This window comes from Pseudomonas sp. 58(2021) (assembly GCF_017491585.1).
Classification (GTDB): Bacteria; Pseudomonadota; Gammaproteobacteria; order Pseudomonadales; family Pseudomonadaceae; genus Aquipseudomonas; species Aquipseudomonas fluorescens_BT.
In genome coordinates this window covers 34,226-50,973 of sequence record NZ_JAFGYZ010000028.1, presented here as the reverse complement: position 1 = coordinate 50,973, position 16,748 = coordinate 34,226, and the positions used below count along the sequence as shown (strand labels likewise).

General features: G+C 61.8%; 18 protein-coding genes. 10 read left to right on the top strand and 8 right to left on the bottom strand.

Annotation, left to right across the window (positions count from 1 at the left end):
- Nucleotides 1-92: 92 nt before the first annotated feature.
- Together J5M72_RS25460 and J5M72_RS25455 are read left to right on the top strand one after the other, a co-directional pair.
- Nucleotides 93-2,846, top strand: coding sequence for a response regulator (locus J5M72_RS25460; protein ID WP_169431482.1), 2,754 nt, complete (start codon nucleotides 93-95; stop codon nucleotides 2,844-2,846).
- 83 nt (nucleotides 2,847-2,929) lie between these two features.
- Nucleotides 2,930-3,919: a 2-hydroxyacid dehydrogenase gene (locus J5M72_RS25455; RefSeq protein ID WP_207867636.1), complete on the top strand. Its 990-nt coding sequence runs from the start codon at nucleotides 2,930-2,932 to the stop codon at nucleotides 3,917-3,919.
- An 11-nt stretch (nucleotides 3,920-3,930) separates the two neighbouring features.
- Here J5M72_RS25455 and J5M72_RS25450 read toward each other — a convergent pair whose 3' ends face one another.
- Complete coding sequence (locus J5M72_RS25450) at nucleotides 3,931-4,389, bottom strand: hypothetical protein (RefSeq protein ID WP_207867634.1); 459 nt, start codon at nucleotides 4,387-4,389, stop codon at nucleotides 3,931-3,933.
- A 133-nt stretch (nucleotides 4,390-4,522) separates the two neighbouring features.
- Between J5M72_RS25450 and J5M72_RS25445 the strand changes: the two genes are divergently transcribed.
- The gene (locus J5M72_RS25445; protein WP_007957770.1) at nucleotides 4,523-4,957 is read left to right on the top strand and encodes a hypothetical protein; all 435 of its coding nucleotides are present in this window, start codon (nucleotides 4,523-4,525) and stop codon (nucleotides 4,955-4,957) included.
- Complete coding sequence (locus J5M72_RS25440; protein ID WP_207867664.1) at nucleotides 4,957-5,361, top strand: META domain-containing protein; 405 nt, start codon at nucleotides 4,957-4,959, stop codon at nucleotides 5,359-5,361. Before J5M72_RS25445 ends, J5M72_RS25440 begins: the two co-directional genes overlap by 1 nt.
- A gap of 81 nt (nucleotides 5,362-5,442) precedes the next feature.
- Here the strand turns inward: J5M72_RS25440 and J5M72_RS25435 are convergent, their stop codons facing one another.
- The gene (locus tag J5M72_RS25435; protein ID WP_039772883.1) at nucleotides 5,443-5,910 is read right to left on the bottom strand and encodes a TlpA disulfide reductase family protein; all 468 of its coding nucleotides are present in this window, start codon (nucleotides 5,908-5,910) and stop codon (nucleotides 5,443-5,445) included.
- Between the two features lie 114 nt (nucleotides 5,911-6,024).
- Between J5M72_RS25435 and arsC the strand changes: the two genes are divergently transcribed.
- Genes arsC through J5M72_RS25420 form a run of 3 tightly spaced genes read left to right on the top strand, consistent with a single transcriptional unit; the run spans nucleotide 6,025 to nucleotide 7,398 of the window.
- Complete coding sequence (gene arsC / locus J5M72_RS25430; RefSeq protein WP_207867632.1) at nucleotides 6,025-6,378, top strand: arsenate reductase (glutaredoxin); 354 nt, start codon at nucleotides 6,025-6,027, stop codon at nucleotides 6,376-6,378.
- The gene (wrbA, locus tag J5M72_RS25425) at nucleotides 6,375-6,971 is read left to right on the top strand and encodes an NAD(P)H:quinone oxidoreductase (RefSeq protein ID WP_085683574.1); all 597 of its coding nucleotides are present in this window, start codon (nucleotides 6,375-6,377) and stop codon (nucleotides 6,969-6,971) included. Before arsC ends, wrbA begins: the two co-directional genes overlap by 4 nt.
- Nucleotide 6,972: 1 nt before the next feature.
- A complete protein-coding gene (locus J5M72_RS25420; protein WP_207867630.1) occupies nucleotides 6,973-7,398 on the top strand; it encodes a DUF2069 domain-containing protein in 426 nt (141 codons plus the stop codon).
- Between the two features lie 99 nt (nucleotides 7,399-7,497).
- On the opposite strand, the gene J5M72_RS25415 is transcribed toward J5M72_RS25420, so the two are convergent.
- Nucleotides 7,498-8,172, bottom strand: coding sequence for a DNA-3-methyladenine glycosylase I (locus tag J5M72_RS25415; RefSeq protein WP_085683575.1), 675 nt, complete (start codon nucleotides 8,170-8,172; stop codon nucleotides 7,498-7,500).
- Between the two features lie 68 nt (nucleotides 8,173-8,240).
- Nucleotides 8,241-9,065, bottom strand: coding sequence for a tRNA 2-thiocytidine(32) synthetase TtcA (ttcA, locus tag J5M72_RS25410; RefSeq protein WP_207867628.1), 825 nt, complete (start codon nucleotides 9,063-9,065; stop codon nucleotides 8,241-8,243).
- A 289-nt stretch (nucleotides 9,066-9,354) separates the two neighbouring features.
- Here ttcA and J5M72_RS25405 point away from each other — a divergent pair, with 289 nt between their 5' ends.
- Complete coding sequence (locus tag J5M72_RS25405; RefSeq protein ID WP_007917515.1) at nucleotides 9,355-9,957, top strand: Yip1 family protein; 603 nt, start codon at nucleotides 9,355-9,357, stop codon at nucleotides 9,955-9,957.
- Nucleotides 9,958-10,115: 158 nt separating this feature from the next.
- On the top strand, nucleotides 10,116-10,610 hold the full coding sequence (locus tag J5M72_RS25400; protein ID WP_207867626.1) for a SprT family zinc-dependent metalloprotease: 495 nt from the start codon (nucleotides 10,116-10,118) through the stop codon (nucleotides 10,608-10,610).
- 36 nt (nucleotides 10,611-10,646) lie between these two features.
- Here J5M72_RS25400 and J5M72_RS25395 read toward each other — a convergent pair whose 3' ends face one another.
- Nucleotides 10,647-11,828, bottom strand: coding sequence for a CaiB/BaiF CoA-transferase family protein (locus tag J5M72_RS25395; protein ID WP_207867624.1), 1,182 nt, complete (start codon nucleotides 11,826-11,828; stop codon nucleotides 10,647-10,649).
- A gap of 145 nt (nucleotides 11,829-11,973) precedes the next feature.
- Nucleotides 11,974-13,308: a dicarboxylate/amino acid:cation symporter gene (locus tag J5M72_RS25390; RefSeq protein ID WP_207867622.1), complete on the bottom strand. Its 1,335-nt coding sequence runs from the start codon at nucleotides 13,306-13,308 to the stop codon at nucleotides 11,974-11,976.
- 354 nt (nucleotides 13,309-13,662) lie between these two features.
- On the opposite strand from J5M72_RS25390, the gene J5M72_RS25385 reads away from it, so the two are divergent.
- Nucleotides 13,663-14,661, top strand: a complete 999-nt coding sequence (locus J5M72_RS25385; protein ID WP_207867620.1) for an AraC family transcriptional regulator — start codon at nucleotides 13,663-13,665, stop codon at nucleotides 14,659-14,661.
- Nucleotides 14,662-14,665: 4 nt separating this feature from the next.
- Here the strand turns inward: J5M72_RS25385 and J5M72_RS25380 are convergent, their stop codons facing one another.
- Together J5M72_RS25380 and J5M72_RS25375 are read right to left on the bottom strand one after the other, a co-directional pair.
- The gene (locus J5M72_RS25380; protein WP_207867618.1) at nucleotides 14,666-16,012 is read right to left on the bottom strand and encodes an ATP-binding protein; all 1,347 of its coding nucleotides are present in this window, start codon (nucleotides 16,010-16,012) and stop codon (nucleotides 14,666-14,668) included.
- Complete coding sequence (locus tag J5M72_RS25375; RefSeq protein WP_169431492.1) at nucleotides 16,009-16,686, bottom strand: response regulator transcription factor; 678 nt, start codon at nucleotides 16,684-16,686, stop codon at nucleotides 16,009-16,011. Before J5M72_RS25375 ends, J5M72_RS25380 begins: the two co-directional genes overlap by 4 nt.
- Nucleotides 16,687-16,748 lie beyond the last annotated feature (62 nt).

The following is a 16,748-nucleotide window of genomic DNA, read 5'->3' as shown; positions in this document are numbered from 1 at the left end:
GGGAATGCCCGCAAGCAAATCGCTACACTGCGCCCATGTCGCGTGCTGGAAGCACGTGTGAGTCAACGATCGGCGGGATGCAGGAGAAAGGCGTGCTCAAGAAACTGGGGATCAAAGGTCGCGTATTGTTGCTGACCCTGTTGCCGACCAGCCTGATGGCACTGGTGCTGGGCGGCTATTTCACCTGGACGCAGCAATCGGACCTGCAGGCCCAACTCATGCAGCGCGGCGAAATGATCGCCGAACAACTGGCCCCATTGGTGGCGCGAGCCATGGGCCACGGCGATGCCGAGCTGCTCGAACGCATCGCCACCCAGTCGCTTGAACAACCGGATGTCCGTGCGGTGACCTTCCTCGGCCCGGACCGTTCGCCACTGGCCCACGCCGGCCCGACCATGCTCAATCAGGCGCCGAGCGGCGACAGCACGCATTTGCTGCGTCGCAGCGGCAACGATGCCACTCGCTATCTGCTGCCGGTATTCGGCAAGCACCGCAATCTGGCCGGCGAGATGATCCCTGACGAGTCCGAACGGTTGCTCGGCTGGGTCGAGCTGGAACTCTCGCACAACGGCATGTTGCTGCGCGGTTACCGCAGCCTGTTCGCCAGCCTGTTGCTGATTGCCGCAGGACTGGCCGGCGCCGCATTGCTGGCCCTGCGCATGGGGCGCACGATCAACCGCCCGATCAGCCAGATCAAACAAGCGGTCGCGCAGCTCAAGGACGGTCATCTGGAAACCCGCCTGCCACCCCTCGGCAGTCAGGAGCTGGATGAACTGGCGTCCGGCATCAACCGCATGGCCGGCACCCTGCAGAACGCCCGGGAAGAACTGCAGCACAGCGTCGACCAGGCCACCGAAGACGTGCGCCAGAACCTTGAGACCATCGAGATCCAGAACATCGAACTGGACCTGGCCCGCAAGGAAGCCCTGGAAGCGAGCAGGATCAAGTCCGAGTTCCTCGCCAACATGAGCCATGAGATCCGCACACCGCTCAACGGCATTCTCGGCTTCACCCACTTGCTGCAGAAAAGCGAGCTGACCCCGCGCCAGCTCGACTACCTGGGTACCATCGAAAAGTCCGCCGACAGCCTGCTGGGGATCATCAACGAAATCCTCGACTTCTCGAAGATCGAGGCCGGCAAACTGGTGCTTGATCACATCCCGTTCAATCTGCGCGACCTGTTGCAGGACACCCTGACCATCCTCGCCCCCGCTGCCCATGCCAAGCAGCTGGAACTGGTGAGTCTGGTGTACCGCGACACGCCGCTGTCGCTGGTCGGCGACCCGCTGCGACTCAAGCAGATCCTCACCAATCTGGTGAGCAACGCCATCAAGTTCACCCGCGAGGGCACCATCGTCGCCCGCGCCATGCTCGAAGAAGAACACGAAGACAGCGTGCAACTGCGCATCAGCATTCAGGACACCGGCATCGGTCTGTCGAACCAGGACGTGCGGGCGTTGTTCCAGGCGTTCAGCCAGGCCGACAATTCGCTGTCGCGCCAGCCTGGCGGCACCGGTCTGGGGCTGGTGATTTCCAAGCGCCTGATCGAACAGATGGGCGGCGAAATCGGCGTCGACAGCACCCCGGGCGAAGGCTCGGAATTCTGGATCAGCCTGAGCCTGCCCAAGACCCGCGACGATGCCGAAGACCTGCCCGTCGCACCATTGCTCGGGCGCCGGGTCGCGGTACTGGAAAACCACGAACTGGCGCGTCAGGCATTGCAGCATCAACTGGAAGACTGCGGTCTGGACGTCACCCCGTTCAATACCCTGGAAAGCCTGACCAATGGCATCACCGGCGCCCATCAGACCGATCAGGCCATCGACCTTGCGGTGCTCGGCATCACCAGCAACGACATGCCGCCGGAACGACTCAACCAGCACATCTGGGATCTCGAACACCTCGGTTGCCGGGTACTGGTGCTGTGCCCGACCACCGAACTGACGCTGTTCCATCTTTCGGTGCCCAACCCCCACAGCCAGCTCCAGTCCAAACCGGCCTGTACCCGCAAGTTGCGCCGGGCATTGTCGGACATGGTCAACCCGCGACAAATACGCAGCGAGCCCGGTGAACCGCTGTCGAGCCGTGCACCGAAAGTGCTGTGTGTCGACGACAACCCGGCCAACCTGCTGCTGGTACAGACGCTGCTTGAAGACATGGGCGCCAAGGTGCTGGCCGTGGAAAGCGGGTATGCGGCGGTCAAGGCCGTACAGAACGAATCCTTCGACCTGGTGCTGATGGACGTGCAGATGCCTGGCATGGACGGACGTCAAAGCACCGAGACCATCCGCCAGTGGGAAAGCGAGCGCCATTGCACGCCGCTGCCGATCGTCGCCCTCACCGCCCACGCCATGGCCAACGAAAAACGTGCACTGCTGCAAAGCGGCATGGACGACTACCTGACCAAGCCGATCAGTGAGCGGCAACTGGCCCAAGTGGTGCTGAAGTGGACCGGCCTTGCGCTGCGCAATCAGGCACCGGACCGTGGTGGTGAAAACGCGACGGGGCATCAGGACCTGCCGGTACTCGATCATGAAGAAGGCTTGCGTCTGGCTGCCGGCAAGGCCGATCTGGCGGCGGACATGCTCGCGATGCTGCTGGCCTCGCTCGAGGCCGACCGCGAAGCCATTCGCACAGCCCGTGACAACCAGGACCAGAACGGTCTGCTCGAACGGGTCCATCGCTTGCACGGCGCGACCCGCTACTGTGGCGTTCCACAATTGCGCGCAGCCTGCCAGCGCAGCGAAACCCTGCTCAAACAGGAAGACCCCAAGGCTGCCACCGCCCTTGATGAACTGGAGCGGGCGATCAATCGTCTGGCGGCGCAGGCGAAGATCAGCGCCTGATCCACGGCAATGCCGACCCGTGCCGACACGGCTAAAGTGGTCGCGGGTGATTTGCGCCCGCGTCGATGCTTCAGGAGGATTGCATGCGCACGATCGTTTTCAGCAGCCAGACCTACGACCGCGACAGTTTCCTTGCAGCCGATTGCCCGGCCGGCATCGAACTGCATTTTCAGCCGGCCCGGCTCAGTCTCGACACGGCACCACTGGCCGAGCGGCACGAGGTGGTCTGCGCCTTCATCAATGACGACCTCAGCGCTCCCGTGCTGGAGCGCCTGGCGGCCGGCGGCACCCGACTGATCGCCCTGCGCTCGGCCGGTTACAACCATGTCGACCTGAACGCGGCCAAACGCCTGGGGCTGGTGGTCGTGCGTGTTCCGGCCTACTCGCCCCACGCGGTGGCCGAGCATGCCGTGGCATTGATTCTCGCGCTCAACAGGCGCCTGCACCGCGCCTACAACCGCACCCGCGAAGGCGATTTCAGCCTGCACGGCCTCACCGGTTTCGATCTGGTGGGCAAAACCGTCGGGATTGTCGGCACCGGCCAGATCGGCGCGACCTTCGCCAAAATCATGCACGGTTTCGGCTGTGAGCTGCTGGCCTTCGATCCGTATCCGAACCCGGCGGTCGAAGCACTGGGCGCACGCTACCTGAGCCTGGCGCAACTGCTCGAACAATCGCAGATCATCAGCCTGCACTGCCCGCTCAACGAACAGAGCAAACACCTGATCAATCGTGATTCGCTGGCGCACATGCGGCCGGGGGCGATGCTGATCAACACCGGCCGCGGCGGTCTGGTGGACACACCGGCACTGATCGATGCCCTGAAGGACGGTCAGCTGGGTTATCTGGGGCTGGATGTCTACGAAGAAGAGGCGCAGCTGTTTTTCGAAGACCGTTCCGACCTGCCGTTGCAGGACGATGTGCTGGCGCGATTACTGACCTTTCCCAACGTGATCGTCACGGCGCACCAGGCATTCCTGACCCGCGAGGCGCTGGGGGCGATTGCCGCGACCACCCTGCACAACATCGCGACCTGGGCGGCGGGATCACCGCAGAACCAGGTCCAAGGCTGAACGATCAGGCGTCAGGCAGGTGGCGACTCTGGAGAAATCGCCACACACAGAATCAACAGACCGAGCCAGCCGAAGCCGATCAGTCGCTGTTGGAAAGAGTGACCCCGGCGCAGCAGGAACCAGACAAAAACCATCGGCATCAGAAACGCCATGATCTTCAGCCAGCCTTCCACCGGGCGCACGCCCTGCTGATCCCACGCCGGCTCAACCGGCCGGGCTGCCTGCGCACGGCGCCTGCGTCCGGCGGCGGCCGGCAGCACTTTCGGTTCAGGCTGCGCGGCAGGCGTAGCGACGAAGGCTTCGGGGACAGCCTTGTTGCGGGGCAGACTGCCGAAGGAAATCATCGATGCGGCGCTGGCCGGTCGTGCAGCCTGTGCCTGTCCCTCCGCTATCGGAGCCCCGCAATGAATGCACGTCCTGGCTTCGGAACTGATGCTCCGCTTGCATTCATAACATTCGATCAGCGCCATGTTCCGTTCCTTAGAGATGAAGGCGGCAGTTTGCCACGACTGTGCTGTCGATTTGAACCTGATCGAAGGTCACACGCCCGCATCATTCTGCAATCAAGCCCGTGCTAGCATGTCGCGCATATTTGGAGGACCCATGGTCGAACACGATTTCCGCTACACCCTGATGAACCCGCAACACACCCTCACCGAATGCCGCGCCCTCGTGCCGGGCCGTTATCAGGTCACTGGCAACGGTGGCTCGATCCGTATCGGTGACGTGCTGGTCGTGACCCTCAAGGGCAGCAAGGACTTGTCCATGCGCCTGACCGTCGACACCGTGCGTCACCTGATCAACCCGCCGGGACAATGGACCGCGATGACCACCGGCCCGGTGTTCGGCGAGCTGGCGATCCATACCTGGCAGGTCAACTGTGACAGTTGCGCCAAGGAACTGAGCTTCGAATTCGCAGTAGACGCCAAGCTCGGCAAACCGGCAGAGAAACCGGCCGCCACGGCACGCATCGCCGAATTGGGCTGGAAAGCCGTCGGTGACAAGCACCTGTGCCCGAAATGCCAGGAGCCTGCATGATGAAACACCTGGCCCTGACCGCCGCTGTCGGCGCCGGCCTGATGGGCTGCGCCGCGGAGCCTGTGCAACTGCAACAGGACCGCAGCTACATTCTGGAATGGATCGGTGAACGGCCGCTGATGGACTACAGCCACCTGACCGTGACCCTCGGCGATGACGGCCGGGCATACGGCAACGGAGGCTGCAACCACTGGTTTGCGCCCTACACCCTCGATGGCGACAAGCTCAGCTTCGGCAAGATCGGCAAGACCCGCAAACTGTGTGCTCCGGCGCTGATGGAGCAAGAGCAACGCTTCCTCCAGGCTCTGGAGAAAGTGGAGCGCTGGGACATTTCGCCCATCGAACAGATGCGTTTCTGGCCGGCTGAAGGCAAGCCGTTGCGCTGGTGGCTGGAAGAAGGCTGAGCCTGCTGCACTGAATGATCGTTCCCACGCTCTGCGTCACAGCGGACGCGGAGCGTCCGGGGCGGCGTTAGGAACGATCCCTCAGTTGGTCGCCTGCAACGCCTCAAGCTTCGCCATCACCCCCGCCGCCGTCTGCTCGCCCATCAGCTGTTCCCGCACCTTGCCCTTGTTGTCGATGATGTAGGTCACCGGCAAGGCTTCACTGCGCGGCAGCTCGAACAGTTCCGCCGGATCCTGCGCCAGCACGGTGAACTTGATGCCCAGTTTTTCGCTGGCGCTCTTCAGCTCTTCACCCTGCACGTTGTCGAAATTGACCCCGAACACACCGATCTTCTTGCCCTTGAGCTCTTCGGCCAGATGATTGAGTTCCGGGATTTCCGTGCGGCACGGACCGCACCATTCGGCCCAGTAATTGAGTACCACCCATTGCTTGTCCAGGCGCTCGGAGGCGACTTTCTGCCCGTTCTGATCGATGCCGTAGTCGTTACCGCAGCCCCCCAGCATCAACGCCCCGATGATCGTCAATGCCGCTGCCAGTGCCCGTGTCATGTCGTGTTCCTTGTGAAAAATTGAATGCGCCTGCGACCCATCGCCTCCCAAGGTTCTGGATTGCGCGCTGCACAGTTAGAATAGCCGCCACTCTACGCAAGAAGCGACCCGCCCATGACCGATCTGACGCTTTATCACAACCCGCGCTGCTCGAAATCCCGCGGTGCGCTCGAACTGCTCGAAGCCCGTGGCCTGACGCCGAACGTGGTGCGCTACCTCGAAACCCCGCTGGGCGCCGCGCAGATCAAGGCCTTGCTCGGCAAGCTGGGAATCAGCGCCCGACAACTGCTGCGCACCGGCGAAGACGAATACAAGACCCTGAACCTGGCCGATGCCAGTCTCACCGAGAAACAATTGATCGACGCCATCGCGGCGCATCCGAAGTTGATGGAGCGACCGATTCTCGAAGCCGGCGACAAAGCCGTCATCGGCCGTCCACCGGAGCAGATCCTGGAGCTGCTGCCGTGAGTGCGCCGTACATTCTGGTTCTGTACTACAGCCGCAGCGGCTCGACCAACGAGATGGCCCGGCAGATTGCCCGCGGTGTCGAGCAAGCCGGCCTCGAAGCGCGTCTGCGCACCGTGCCGGCGATCTCCACCGAGTGCGAAGCCGTATCGCCGGACATTCCTGATGAAGGCGCGCTGTACGCCACATTGGATGACCTGAAGAACTGCGCCGGCCTGGCCCTCGGCAGCCCGACCCGTTTCGGCAACATGGCCGCGCCGCTCAAGTATTTCCTCGACGGCACCAGCAACCTGTGGCTGACCGGCGCACTGGTCGGCAAACCGGCCGGGGTGTTCACCTCCACCGCCAGCCTGCACGGCGGTCAGGAAACCACGCTGCTGTCGATGATGCTGCCGCTGTTGCACCACGGCATGCTGATCACCGGCCTGCCCTACAGCGAATCGGCGCTGCTGGAAACCCAGGGTGGCGGCACGCCGTACGGCGCCAGCCATCACGCCGGAGCCGACGGCAAAAGCGGTCTCGATCAGCACGAAGTGGCGCTGTGCCGCGCCCTCGGCGCGCGCCTGGCCAAGACGGCCCAGAAGCTGGGGAACTGAGATGGCCAGAAAGCCGAAAGTCCTGCCCGCCGTCGAATGGCTGGAGCCACGGGTACGGGCGATGCGGGTGATCAGTCTGCTGTGTTTTTTCGGCCTGGCCGGATTGCTCGCCGCTTATTACCTGGTGTTCGCCGACCTGCATGGCGCGCGGCCGTGGGTGATTCTGCTGATCGAACTGATCCCGTGGATTGTGCTCGCACCGGGCATGATCATGGGCAGCGCACGCGGGCATTCGTGGATGTGCTTTGTGGTGAATCTGTATTTCATCAAGGGCGCGCTGGCGGCGTATGACCCGAGCCGCCAGCTGTTTGGCGTGCTGGAGATGATCGCCAGTCTGGCGGTGTTCTGCTCGGCGCTGCTGTATGTGCGGTGGCGGTATCAGTTGAATCGCAAGCTGGCCGGCGAAGGCGAAGTCTCCGCCGCCTGACACAACGCCATCGCCAGCAGGCTGGCTCCCACACTGGATCGGCGTTATTCACAAATCTTCTGTGGGAGCTAGCCTGCTAGCGATGCGGGCGACTCAGTCTCAATGATTGACGGTATAGGCCAGCATCATCGAGATCTGGCTCATCGGCCGTCCACCGCTCTCTTCATGCCACTGGTTGAACGCATTCTGCACCGTCGCCAGATCCCGCAGACTGCTCGGCACCTTGTCGACAATCTTTTGCGCATTCAGCGCCGCGACCACGTCGTAGCTCGGCACAAACGTATCCTTGCCTACCATGCGCAAGAAGCGTGGCGCCGACAGCCCGCCCAATTGATGGCCGTGCTTTTTCAGGTACGTCCACAAACCGACGATGTCGGTCACCGGCCAGTCGGCCAGCAACGCGCCGAAGCTGCCCTTCTCTTTCTCGACGTCCAGAATGAACTGCGCATTGCGCGGCACGCTTTTGAGCTTGCCCAGGTGACGGATGATCCGCGCATCCTGCATCAACCGCTCAAGGTGTTCGGCGCTCATCAGCACGACCTTTTCCGGGTCGAACTTGAAGAACACTTCTTCAAAGGCTGGCCACTTGGCGTCCACCAGACTGTGCTTGAGGCCGGCGCGAAACACCCGCAGGGCCATGGTCGAGAGGTAACGGTCGTCGCTGATCTTGCGCAATTGCGCCGGGGTCTTGGGAACGGGCAGATGGGCTTCCAGTTCAGCCGCCGAACCGAAGCGGTTCAGACAGTATTCGTGCAGCCACTTGTAGTCGCGCATGCCCTCTCCTAAAAAATGAATTGAAAACGGCGCCCGCGAGCGCCGTTTCTTTCGAGCGATCAGATCGCTTACAGGTTCACCACGTTGACGAATCGCGAAGCCGCCGTCTCGTCGATCTTCAGGCTGGCGAAATCGAACAGGTTACGGTCAGCCAGTTGCGACGGGATCACGTTCTGCAGGCTGCGGAAAATGCTCTCGGTACGGCCCGGGGTCTTGCGCTCCCAGTCCTGGAGCATTTCCTTGACCACCTGACGTTGCAGATTTTCCTGAGAACCGCAGAGGTTGCACGGAATGATCGGGAATTGCTTGAAGTCCGAGTAGGCCTGGATGTCTTTCTCGTTGCAGTAGGCCAGTGGACGGATCACCACGTTGCGCCCGTCATCGGCGCGCAGCTTGGGCGGCATGGCCTTGAGGCTGCCGTTGAAGAACATGTTGAGGAAAAACGTCTCGACGATGTCGTCGCGGTGATGACCGAGGGCCATTTTGGTCGCACCGATTTCGTCGGCGAAGGTGTACAGCGTGCCGCGACGCAGGCGCGAGCACAGCGAGCAGGTGGTCTTGCCTTCCGGCACCAGCTCCTTGACCACCGAGTAGGTATCCTTCTCGACGATGTGGTACTCGATGCCCAGCTCTTTGAGGTAGGCCGGCAGCACGTGTTCGGGGAAACCCGGCTGCTTCTGGTCCATGTTCACGGCGACGATATCGAACTTGATCGGCGCAACCTTCTGCAGGTGCATCAGCACGTCGAGCATGGTGTAGCTGTCCTTGCCCCCGGACAGGCAGACCATGACCTTGTCGCCGTCTTCGATCATGTTGAAGTCGGCGACCGCTTCGCCGGCCAGGCGGCGCAGGCGCTTTTGCAGTTTGTTCTGGTTGACCGTAAGAGTGCCCATGACGCGAAATCCGTGAGGTGTGACGAAAGGCGGGCATTTTACGCAAAAACACCTGGCTTGTGGCCACAGGTTGTCGCCCCCTCGAATGCCCGCTTGCACAGACCCCGACGCGATTACCCCGCCGGTTTACAGCGCGATTTGCTCTAAGACCCTAATACCTGTGCGGTTAAGACCTTTCTATACTGCGACATAAGGTCGCACACAATCTGAAGACCTGTATTTGCTCGGCCACATTGGCCCGTAGGCGCTCCGCTGGGGGGCGATGGCAATAACGAGAGGAGTGACTGGCATGATCCATCACGTAGTGGGACTTTTTACCCACCCCGATCAGGAATGGAAGGAAATCCGTGGCGACCAGGAAGAAAGCATCAGCCACATGTACCTGACGCACACGCTGATTCTGGCGGCGATCCCCGCTGTTTCGGCGTTTATCGGCACCACCCAGGTCGGCTGGGTGATCGGCAACCGCGCGCCGGTCATGCTCACCGTCGAAAGCGCAATCTGGATGACGGTCATGTCGTACCTGGCAATGCTCGGCGGGGTCGCGGTCATGGGTGCCTTCGTGCACTGGATGGCCCGCACCTATGACGCCAACCCGAGCCTGGCCCGTTGCGTCGCGTTTGCCACCTACACCGCGACGCCGTTGTTCGTCGGCGGCCTGGCGGCGCTCTATCCGCACATGTGGCTGGGGATGATCGTCGGCACGGCGGCCATCTGCTACACGGTGTACCTGTTGTACGTGGGGCTGCCGACCTTCATGAACATTCCGTCCGATGAGGGTTTCCTGTTCTCCAGTTCGGTGCTGGCGGTGGGTCTGGTGGTGCTGGTGGCCATCATGGCGTTTACCGTGATTGTCTGGGGACTGGGCGTGGGGCCCGTCTACACCAATTAGCAACCGGCTCCTTCCGAGAAGAACAAGATCCGCCAACACAGGCCGCCGCAAGGCGGCCTTCTCATGCCTGAAACAGACGTCGCGACCATTCGGCAGACGGGTGATTCGCAAGAATGGACGGTTGCGGCATACTCCAAACCTCTGGAGATCCATCAAGCATGCCCGAGCAACTCAATACCCGCGTCGAAGACTGTTTCCAACTCGCTGAATCCTTTTTCAAACGTCCTTTCAAACGCCCCGTGGTGAGCCTCAAGCTGCGCGGGCAAAAAGCCGGGGTCGCGCATCTGCACGAGAACCTGCTGCGCTTCAATCCGCAGCTGTACCGGGAAAACGCCGAACACTTCCTCAAGCAGACCGTGGCCCATGAAGTCGCGCACCTGATCGCCCATCAACTGTTCGGCGATCGCATCCAGCCCCACGGCGAGGAGTGGCAACTGATCATGCGCGGCGTTTACGAGCTGCCGCCGGACCGCTGCCACACCTATGAAATCAAACGCCGAAGCGTGACCCGCTACATCTACAAATGCCCGTGTGCGGACAGCGATTTTCCGTTTTCGGCGCAGCGCCATAGTCTCGTCAGACAGGGGCGGCGGTATTTGTGCCGACGCTGTCGCAACACGTTGGTGTTCAGTGGCGAAACGCGGGTCGAGTAAGCCCCACCTCGTTCCCACGCAGAGCGTGGGAACGATCTATACAACCACTTTCGCGGCACGCAGTTCGGCAATCCGCTCAGGACTAAAACCCAACTCCCCCAACACCTGATCCGTATGCTGCCCCAGCGCCGCACCGACATATCGAGGCGCCGGCAACGCTTGGGAAAACTTCAGCGGACACGCCATCTGCGCCTGCACAGAGCCATCGCCACGAGGCACCTGCGTCACCAGTCCCCGGGCCTGCAATTGCGGATGCTGCACCGCCTCGCTCAGGTTCAACACCGGTTCGACACAGGCGTCGATCCCGGCGAACAGCTCGCACAGCTCGGCAAAGTCATGCTTCTCGAACTCGATCTTCAAGGCGTCCTTGAGCGCACGCTGTTGCTCGGGCTTGGGTGACAAACCCTGCGCCGCCAGTTCCGGCCGGCCCAGCGCCGCACACAATGGCTGCATGAAGGCCGGCTCCAGACTGCCCACCGACATCCAGCGCCCGTCCCGGGAACGGTAATAGTCATAGAAACTGCCGCCATTGAGCATCTGATCCTCCCGGCCCGGTTCCTCGCCGCAGGCCAGATACCCGGCGCCGGCCATGGCGTTCAGGCTGAACGCACAGTCGGTCATGCTCACGTCCAGGTGCGTGCCCTGCCCGGTCTGTTGGCGAGAGATTACCGCTGCCAGCAGACCGATCACCCCGTGCAGCGAGCCACCCGCGATATCCGCCACCTGCATGCCCAGCGGCAACGGCCCGCTGTCGGCGCGCCCGGTGTAGCTGGAGAGCCCGGCCAGCGCCAGATAGTTGATGTCGTGGCCGGCGCGATCCTTGAACGGCCCGGTCTGGCCGTAACCGGTGATCGAGACATAAATCAGCTTCGGATTGATCGCCTTCAGCGCCTCGTAACCCAGCCCCAGCCGCTCCATCACGCCGGGACGAAACTGCTCCAGCACGATGTCGTAGTCCGACAGCAACCGCTTGACCAGCTCCAGCGCCTCGGGCTGTTTGAGGTCCAGTGCCAGGCTGCGCTTGTTGCGATTCAGGTAGGCGTGACTGGCCGAGACGCCGTGATCGTGGGGCGGCAAGACCCGCACCAGGTCGAGTCGGGTCGGCGATTCGATGCGCAGCACTTCGGCGCCCATGTCCGCCAGCAGCAGTGAGGCGAACGGTCCCGGCAGCAGGGTCGAGAAATCCAGAATTTTCAGTGAGGCCAGCGGTGCAGACATGGGCGATCTCCATCAACGATGCATGCAGCCTAGGCAGCCGTCGGCGATGGGGCAATTACCGGATGCATCAGTTGCACTGACCGTTGCGCTCAAAACGCAGGCAAGAAAAAACCCGCCGAAGCGGGTTTTTCCATTCAAGCAATGCTTACTTCACATTGCTCGGGGTCGGGCCTTCGGCCACGCCCAGGTCATCTTCGTGACGCTGGTCAACGATACCGCGACCGCCCGAGGCCAGCTCGGATTGCAGCACGTCGGTGTCCAGTTCCTTGACCCACTTGGCCACAACGATGGTGGCAACGGCGTTGCCGACCAGGTTGGTCAGGGCGCGGGCTTCGGACATGAAGCGGTCGATACCCAGGATCAGCGCCAGACCGGCCACCGGCAGGTGACCTACCGCCGACAGGGTGGCGGCCAGCACGATGAAGCCCGAACCGGTCACACCGGCGGCGCCTTTGGAGGACAGCAGCAACACCACCAGCAGAGTGATCTGGTGAGTGATGTCCATGTGGGTGTCGGTCGCCTGAGCGATGAACACGGCCGCCATGGTCAGGTAGATCGCAGTGCCGTCGAGGTTGAACGAGTAGCCGGTCGGGATCACCAGACCTACCACCGACTTCTTCGCGCCCAGACGCTCCATCTTGATCAGCATGCGTGGCAGTACCGATTCCGAGGAGGAAGTACCCAGCACGATCAGCAGTTCTTCACGGATGTAGCGGATCATCTTCAGCACGCTGAAGCCGTGCATGCGGGCGATACCGCCGAGCACGATCAGGATGAACGCCAGGCAAGTAATGTAGAAGCACGCCATCAGTTGACCCAGCTGCACCAGCGAGCCGACACCGTAGGCGCCGATGGTGAAGGCCATCGCACCGAAGGCACCGATTGGCGCGAGCTTCATGATCATGTTGATGATGTTGAACATCACGTGGGCGAAGCGATCGATGAAGTCCAGGATCGGCTTGCCGTAGGCACCCAGGCGGTGCAGGGCGAAACCGAAGATCACCGAGAACATCAGCACTTGCAGGATGTCACCGGTGGCGAACGCGCCGACGATGGTGGTCGGGATCACGTTGAGCAGGAAGCCGACGACGCTCTGGTCAGCACCTTGCTGCACATAGGTGGCGACTTTCGAGGCGTCGAGGGTGCTGACGTCGATGTGCATGCCGTTGCCCGGTTGCACGATGTTGACCACGATCAGGCCGACCAGCAGGGCAATGGTCGAAACGATTTCGAAGTACAGGAGTGCGTAACCGCCGGTCTTGCCGACCGATTTCATGTTCTGCATGCCGGCGATGCCGCTGACCACGGTGCAGAAGATGATCGGGGCGATGATCATTTTGATCAGTTTGATGAACCCGTCACCCAGCGGCTTTACGGCCACACCGAACTGCGGGTAGTAGTGACCGAGCGCGATACCGATACAAATTGCGACGATCACCTGGAAATACAGGGATTTGTACAGTGGCTGACGAGTCGTCATTGCAAAGTTCCTCAAGAGTCCCGCGCGGCAACATCCATCTGTTGTACGCGACACTTGAATTGCGAACCCTCCTGCACTGGAGGGATTTGTTGTGTCGAACGGCGCTGTTCCGGACCGGCTCGGCGCACGCTTCTGTTGCTCTTATCGCAAACGTCGTGCCACTTTGGTGCAAATCGCTGCAAGCCTTTTGATATCAGGGGATACGGGTTTTTCTGTGTCACCGTTCGGTTACTCAAGTGTGGCGGATTTCCGCCAACTCGCCCGACGTCGTCCTACAATTTGGCGGAAATCCGCCTTGTTACCGATCAAAGGCAGCCGCTACCATCGGTCGGCCAGAGGAAGGATCTGCCGCCCATGCGCGAACGCACCATCGCCAGTCACTTTGCCCGCGCCGCCCTCGGTGGCGCGCGGCGCTCGGGTTACGACTATTCGGACCTGCTGCAGCAACTGGGCATCAGCCCCGAACTGCTCGACGAACCGCGCGCGCGGATCGCCCCGGAGCAATTCACTCAACTGATCCAGAACCTGTGGCTGGCCCTGGACGACGAATACCTGGGCTTCGGCAACGCGCCGAGCAAACCCGGCAGCTTCGCCATGATGTGCCACGCCATCATTCATTGCCGCAGCCTGGAAAAGGCTCTGCAACGCGGCTTATTGTTTTATAGCCTATTCCCCGATGCCCCGCGCCTGACGCTGACCCATGAAGACGAATGGGTACGCCTGAGCCTCGACGATGCGCAATGGTGGGACCCGGATCACTTTCTCAGCGAGAGCCTGCTGGTGATTTGGCACCGCCTCGGCAGCTGGCTGATCGGCCAGCGGATTCGCCTGGAACAGGCCGGTTTCAGCTACCCGAAACCGGCGCACGGGGCTGAATACGATTTGCTGTTCTCCTGCCCGCTGGCGTTTTCCGCCTCCCAGAGCAGCCTGGTGTTTCACAGTCGCTATCTGCATATGCCGCTGCTGCAGGACGAACGCACCCTCAAGCATTTCCTCGAACGCTCCCCCGCCGACCTGCTGTCCCGACCGGATGACGGCAACAGCCTGAGCAGCCGATTGCGCCGCCTGCTCAGCCATGACAGCGCGCGCTGGCCGGACCTGGAAGCGGTGGCCACGCACCTGCACATCAGTCCGCAAACCCTGCGCCGACATTTGCGCGAGGAAGGCACCAGTTTTCAGGAATTGAAGGATCAACTGCGGCGGGACATCGCGATTTATCACCTGGGGCGGGCCGATCTGTCGTTGCAACAGATCGCCGAACAGCTCGGGTTTTCCGAACCGTCGGCGTTTCATCGGGCGTTCAAGAAATGGACGGGGCTGACACCGGGGGCTTATCGGGCGCAGGAACAGTAGGCGGTCACATCGCCGGAAAATGAATCCTGAACGCCGCCCCGCCCATCGGCGAATCGCCCAATGTCAGTTTCGCGTTGTAGCTCTCGATGATGTCCTTGACCACCGCCAGGCCGATCCCCTGCCCCGGGTGCTGGCGATCCAGACGCTCTCCCCGCTCAAGGATCCGCGCACGCTGATGCTCCGGAACACCGGGGCCGTCGTCTTCGATGCACAACTCGATCCCGGCCAGGGTTTCGCGCACGCTGATGCGCACTTCGCCCAGGCACAGGCGATAGGCATTTTCCAGCAGGTTGCCCATCATCTCCAGCAAGGCGCCCTGCTCGATCGGCACATAGCAGTGCTCCGGCAGGTCGAACGCCACCCGTACGTGTTTATCGCGGTAGACCTTGTCCAGGGTATCGCACAGGCTTTTGAGTACCGGGCGCAAGCGTACCTGATGGCGCACCAGACCACTTTTGCGCAGGCTCGCGCGCTGCAACTGGTAGCTGATTTGCTGACTCATGCGTTCGATCTGGGTTTGCAGCACCCAGGCCTGATCGCGATCTTCGGGACGCTGGGCCATGTCTTCACTGACCCCCTGCAAGACCGCCAGCGGGGTTTTCAGGCTGTGGGCCAGATCGTCGAGGGAGTCGCGGTAACGGCTGCGTTGCTGGCGCTCGCTGTGCAGCAAGCGGTTGAGCGAGCCGGTCAGACGCAACAGCTCACGGGGGTGCTGTTCGGTGAGGCTTTCGCGGGTGCCGCTTTCGATTTCGTCCAGTTCCTGGCTGAGCCGGCGCAACGCCTTGAGGCCCCAGGTCAGGCCGATCCACAGCAACGAAAGCAAGACCAGCAGCGCCGCGCCGAAACCGAGGTAGAGGTTTTCCCGCAGACCTTCGAGGGTGGTTTCGTACTCACGCACCGGTTGCAGCGCGACGATGCTGAACGCCGCATTCTTGCCACCGAGCAGTTTGACCTCGACGTCGTAGACGAAGAACTCCTGACCGCTGGCTTCGCGAATCCGCGCAAACTCGCTGCCCATCCCGTCGTAACGCGGCTTGTAGTTGATCTGCTCTTCCTGGGTCGCTTTCGAGCGCCAGACCAGATGACCTTCGCGGTCGTAGATGTAGCCGAGCAGACGGAAGTCGGCGAGGTTGAATCGCTCGTCCGGCAACTGCATCGGCATCACCAGCCGACCGTTTTCAATCCGTGCCGCGGAAATCAGTGTGGTGACGTCCGATGCCAGGCGCTGCTCGATGGAATCCTGCAGCGCCAGACTGAACGCCCCTTGCATCGCCGGAAGCAGGGCGAGCATGAACAACACCGCCAACGTCGTGGCGGCCAGCATCAAGCGAACGCGAAGCGAACGGATCAAGTGCAGCGCTCATTGAACAGATAGCCGAGCCCGCGCACCGTGTCGATCGGCTTGAACCCGGCCGTGCCTTCAAGCTTGCGCCGCAGACGCCCGACCAGCACTTCGATCACGTTCGGATCACGCTCGTCGTCGTCCGGGTAGAGCTGCTCCATCAGGCGATCCTTGGGCACCACTTGCTGGTGATGGCGCATCAGGTATTCCAGAATCCGGTATTCGTAGGCGGTCAGGGCCAATGGCTGCTCATCGAGGGTCGCCTGCTTGCGATTGAGGTCGAGCAACAACGGACCGGCGACAATGGTCGACTGGGTAAAGCCGCTGGAACGACGCAACAGCGCGTTGAGCCGCGCTTCCAGCTCTTCGAACTGAAACGGCTTGACCAGGTAATCGTCGGCACCGGCAGCCAGGCCTTCGACCTTGTCCTGCCAGTTGCCACGGGCGGTGAGGATCAGGATCGGAAAGCTTTTGCCGTCCTGGCGCAGCTGGCGGATCAGATCGAGCCCGCCCATGCCCGGCAGGCCAAGGTCGATCACCGCCAGGTCAAAATTGAATTGCCCGGTCTGATACAGCGCCTCTTCGGCATTGGCCACGGACTCGACCACGTGACCGCTTTCCGTCAGGCGGGTTTGCAGGTGATGGCGCAACAGCGCTTCATCTTCGACGACCAACAGTTTCATGACACTCTCCCGGGCCAATCAGCATCTGCAACAGCATACCTGCGACAACGGTGTACTGCCGC

What these genes read in the sequence shown, in the direction of transcription:
- J5M72_RS25395 (WP_207867624.1), bottom strand. Translation starts at nt 11,828, where the DNA reads ATGTCTGCACCGCTGGCCTCACTGAAAATTCTGGATTTCTCGACCCTG.
- J5M72_RS25385 (WP_207867620.1), top strand. Translation starts at nt 13,663, where the DNA reads ATGCGCGAACGCACCATCGCCAGTCACTTTGCCCGCGCCGCCCTCGGT.
- J5M72_RS25405 (WP_007917515.1), top strand. Translation starts at nt 9,355, where the DNA reads ATGATCCATCACGTAGTGGGACTTTTTACCCACCCCGATCAGGAATGG.
- J5M72_RS25400 (WP_207867626.1), top strand. Translation starts at nt 10,116, where the DNA reads ATGCCCGAGCAACTCAATACCCGCGTCGAAGACTGTTTCCAACTCGCT.
- J5M72_RS25440 (WP_207867664.1), top strand. Translation starts at nt 4,957, where the DNA reads ATGAAACACCTGGCCCTGACCGCCGCTGTCGGCGCCGGCCTGATGGGC.
- J5M72_RS25390 (WP_207867622.1), bottom strand. Translation starts at nt 13,308, where the DNA reads ATGACGACTCGTCAGCCACTGTACAAATCCCTGTATTTCCAGGTGATC.
- J5M72_RS25450 (WP_207867634.1), bottom strand. Translation starts at nt 4,389, where the DNA reads ATGGCGCTGATCGAATGTTATGAATGCAAGCGGAGCATCAGTTCCGAA.
- J5M72_RS25445 (WP_007957770.1), top strand. Translation starts at nt 4,523, where the DNA reads ATGGTCGAACACGATTTCCGCTACACCCTGATGAACCCGCAACACACC.
- J5M72_RS25375 (WP_169431492.1), bottom strand. Translation starts at nt 16,686, where the DNA reads ATGAAACTGTTGGTCGTCGAAGATGAAGCGCTGTTGCGCCATCACCTG.
- J5M72_RS25455 (WP_207867636.1), top strand. Translation starts at nt 2,930, where the DNA reads ATGCGCACGATCGTTTTCAGCAGCCAGACCTACGACCGCGACAGTTTC.
- J5M72_RS25420 (WP_207867630.1), top strand. Translation starts at nt 6,973, where the DNA reads ATGGCCAGAAAGCCGAAAGTCCTGCCCGCCGTCGAATGGCTGGAGCCA.
- arsC (WP_207867632.1), top strand. Translation starts at nt 6,025, where the DNA reads ATGACCGATCTGACGCTTTATCACAACCCGCGCTGCTCGAAATCCCGC.
- J5M72_RS25415 (WP_085683575.1), bottom strand. Translation starts at nt 8,172, where the DNA reads ATGCGCGACTACAAGTGGCTGCACGAATACTGTCTGAACCGCTTCGGT.
- J5M72_RS25435 (WP_039772883.1), bottom strand. Translation starts at nt 5,910, where the DNA reads ATGACACGGGCACTGGCAGCGGCATTGACGATCATCGGGGCGTTGATG.
- ttcA (WP_207867628.1), bottom strand. Translation starts at nt 9,065, where the DNA reads ATGGGCACTCTTACGGTCAACCAGAACAAACTGCAAAAGCGCCTGCGC.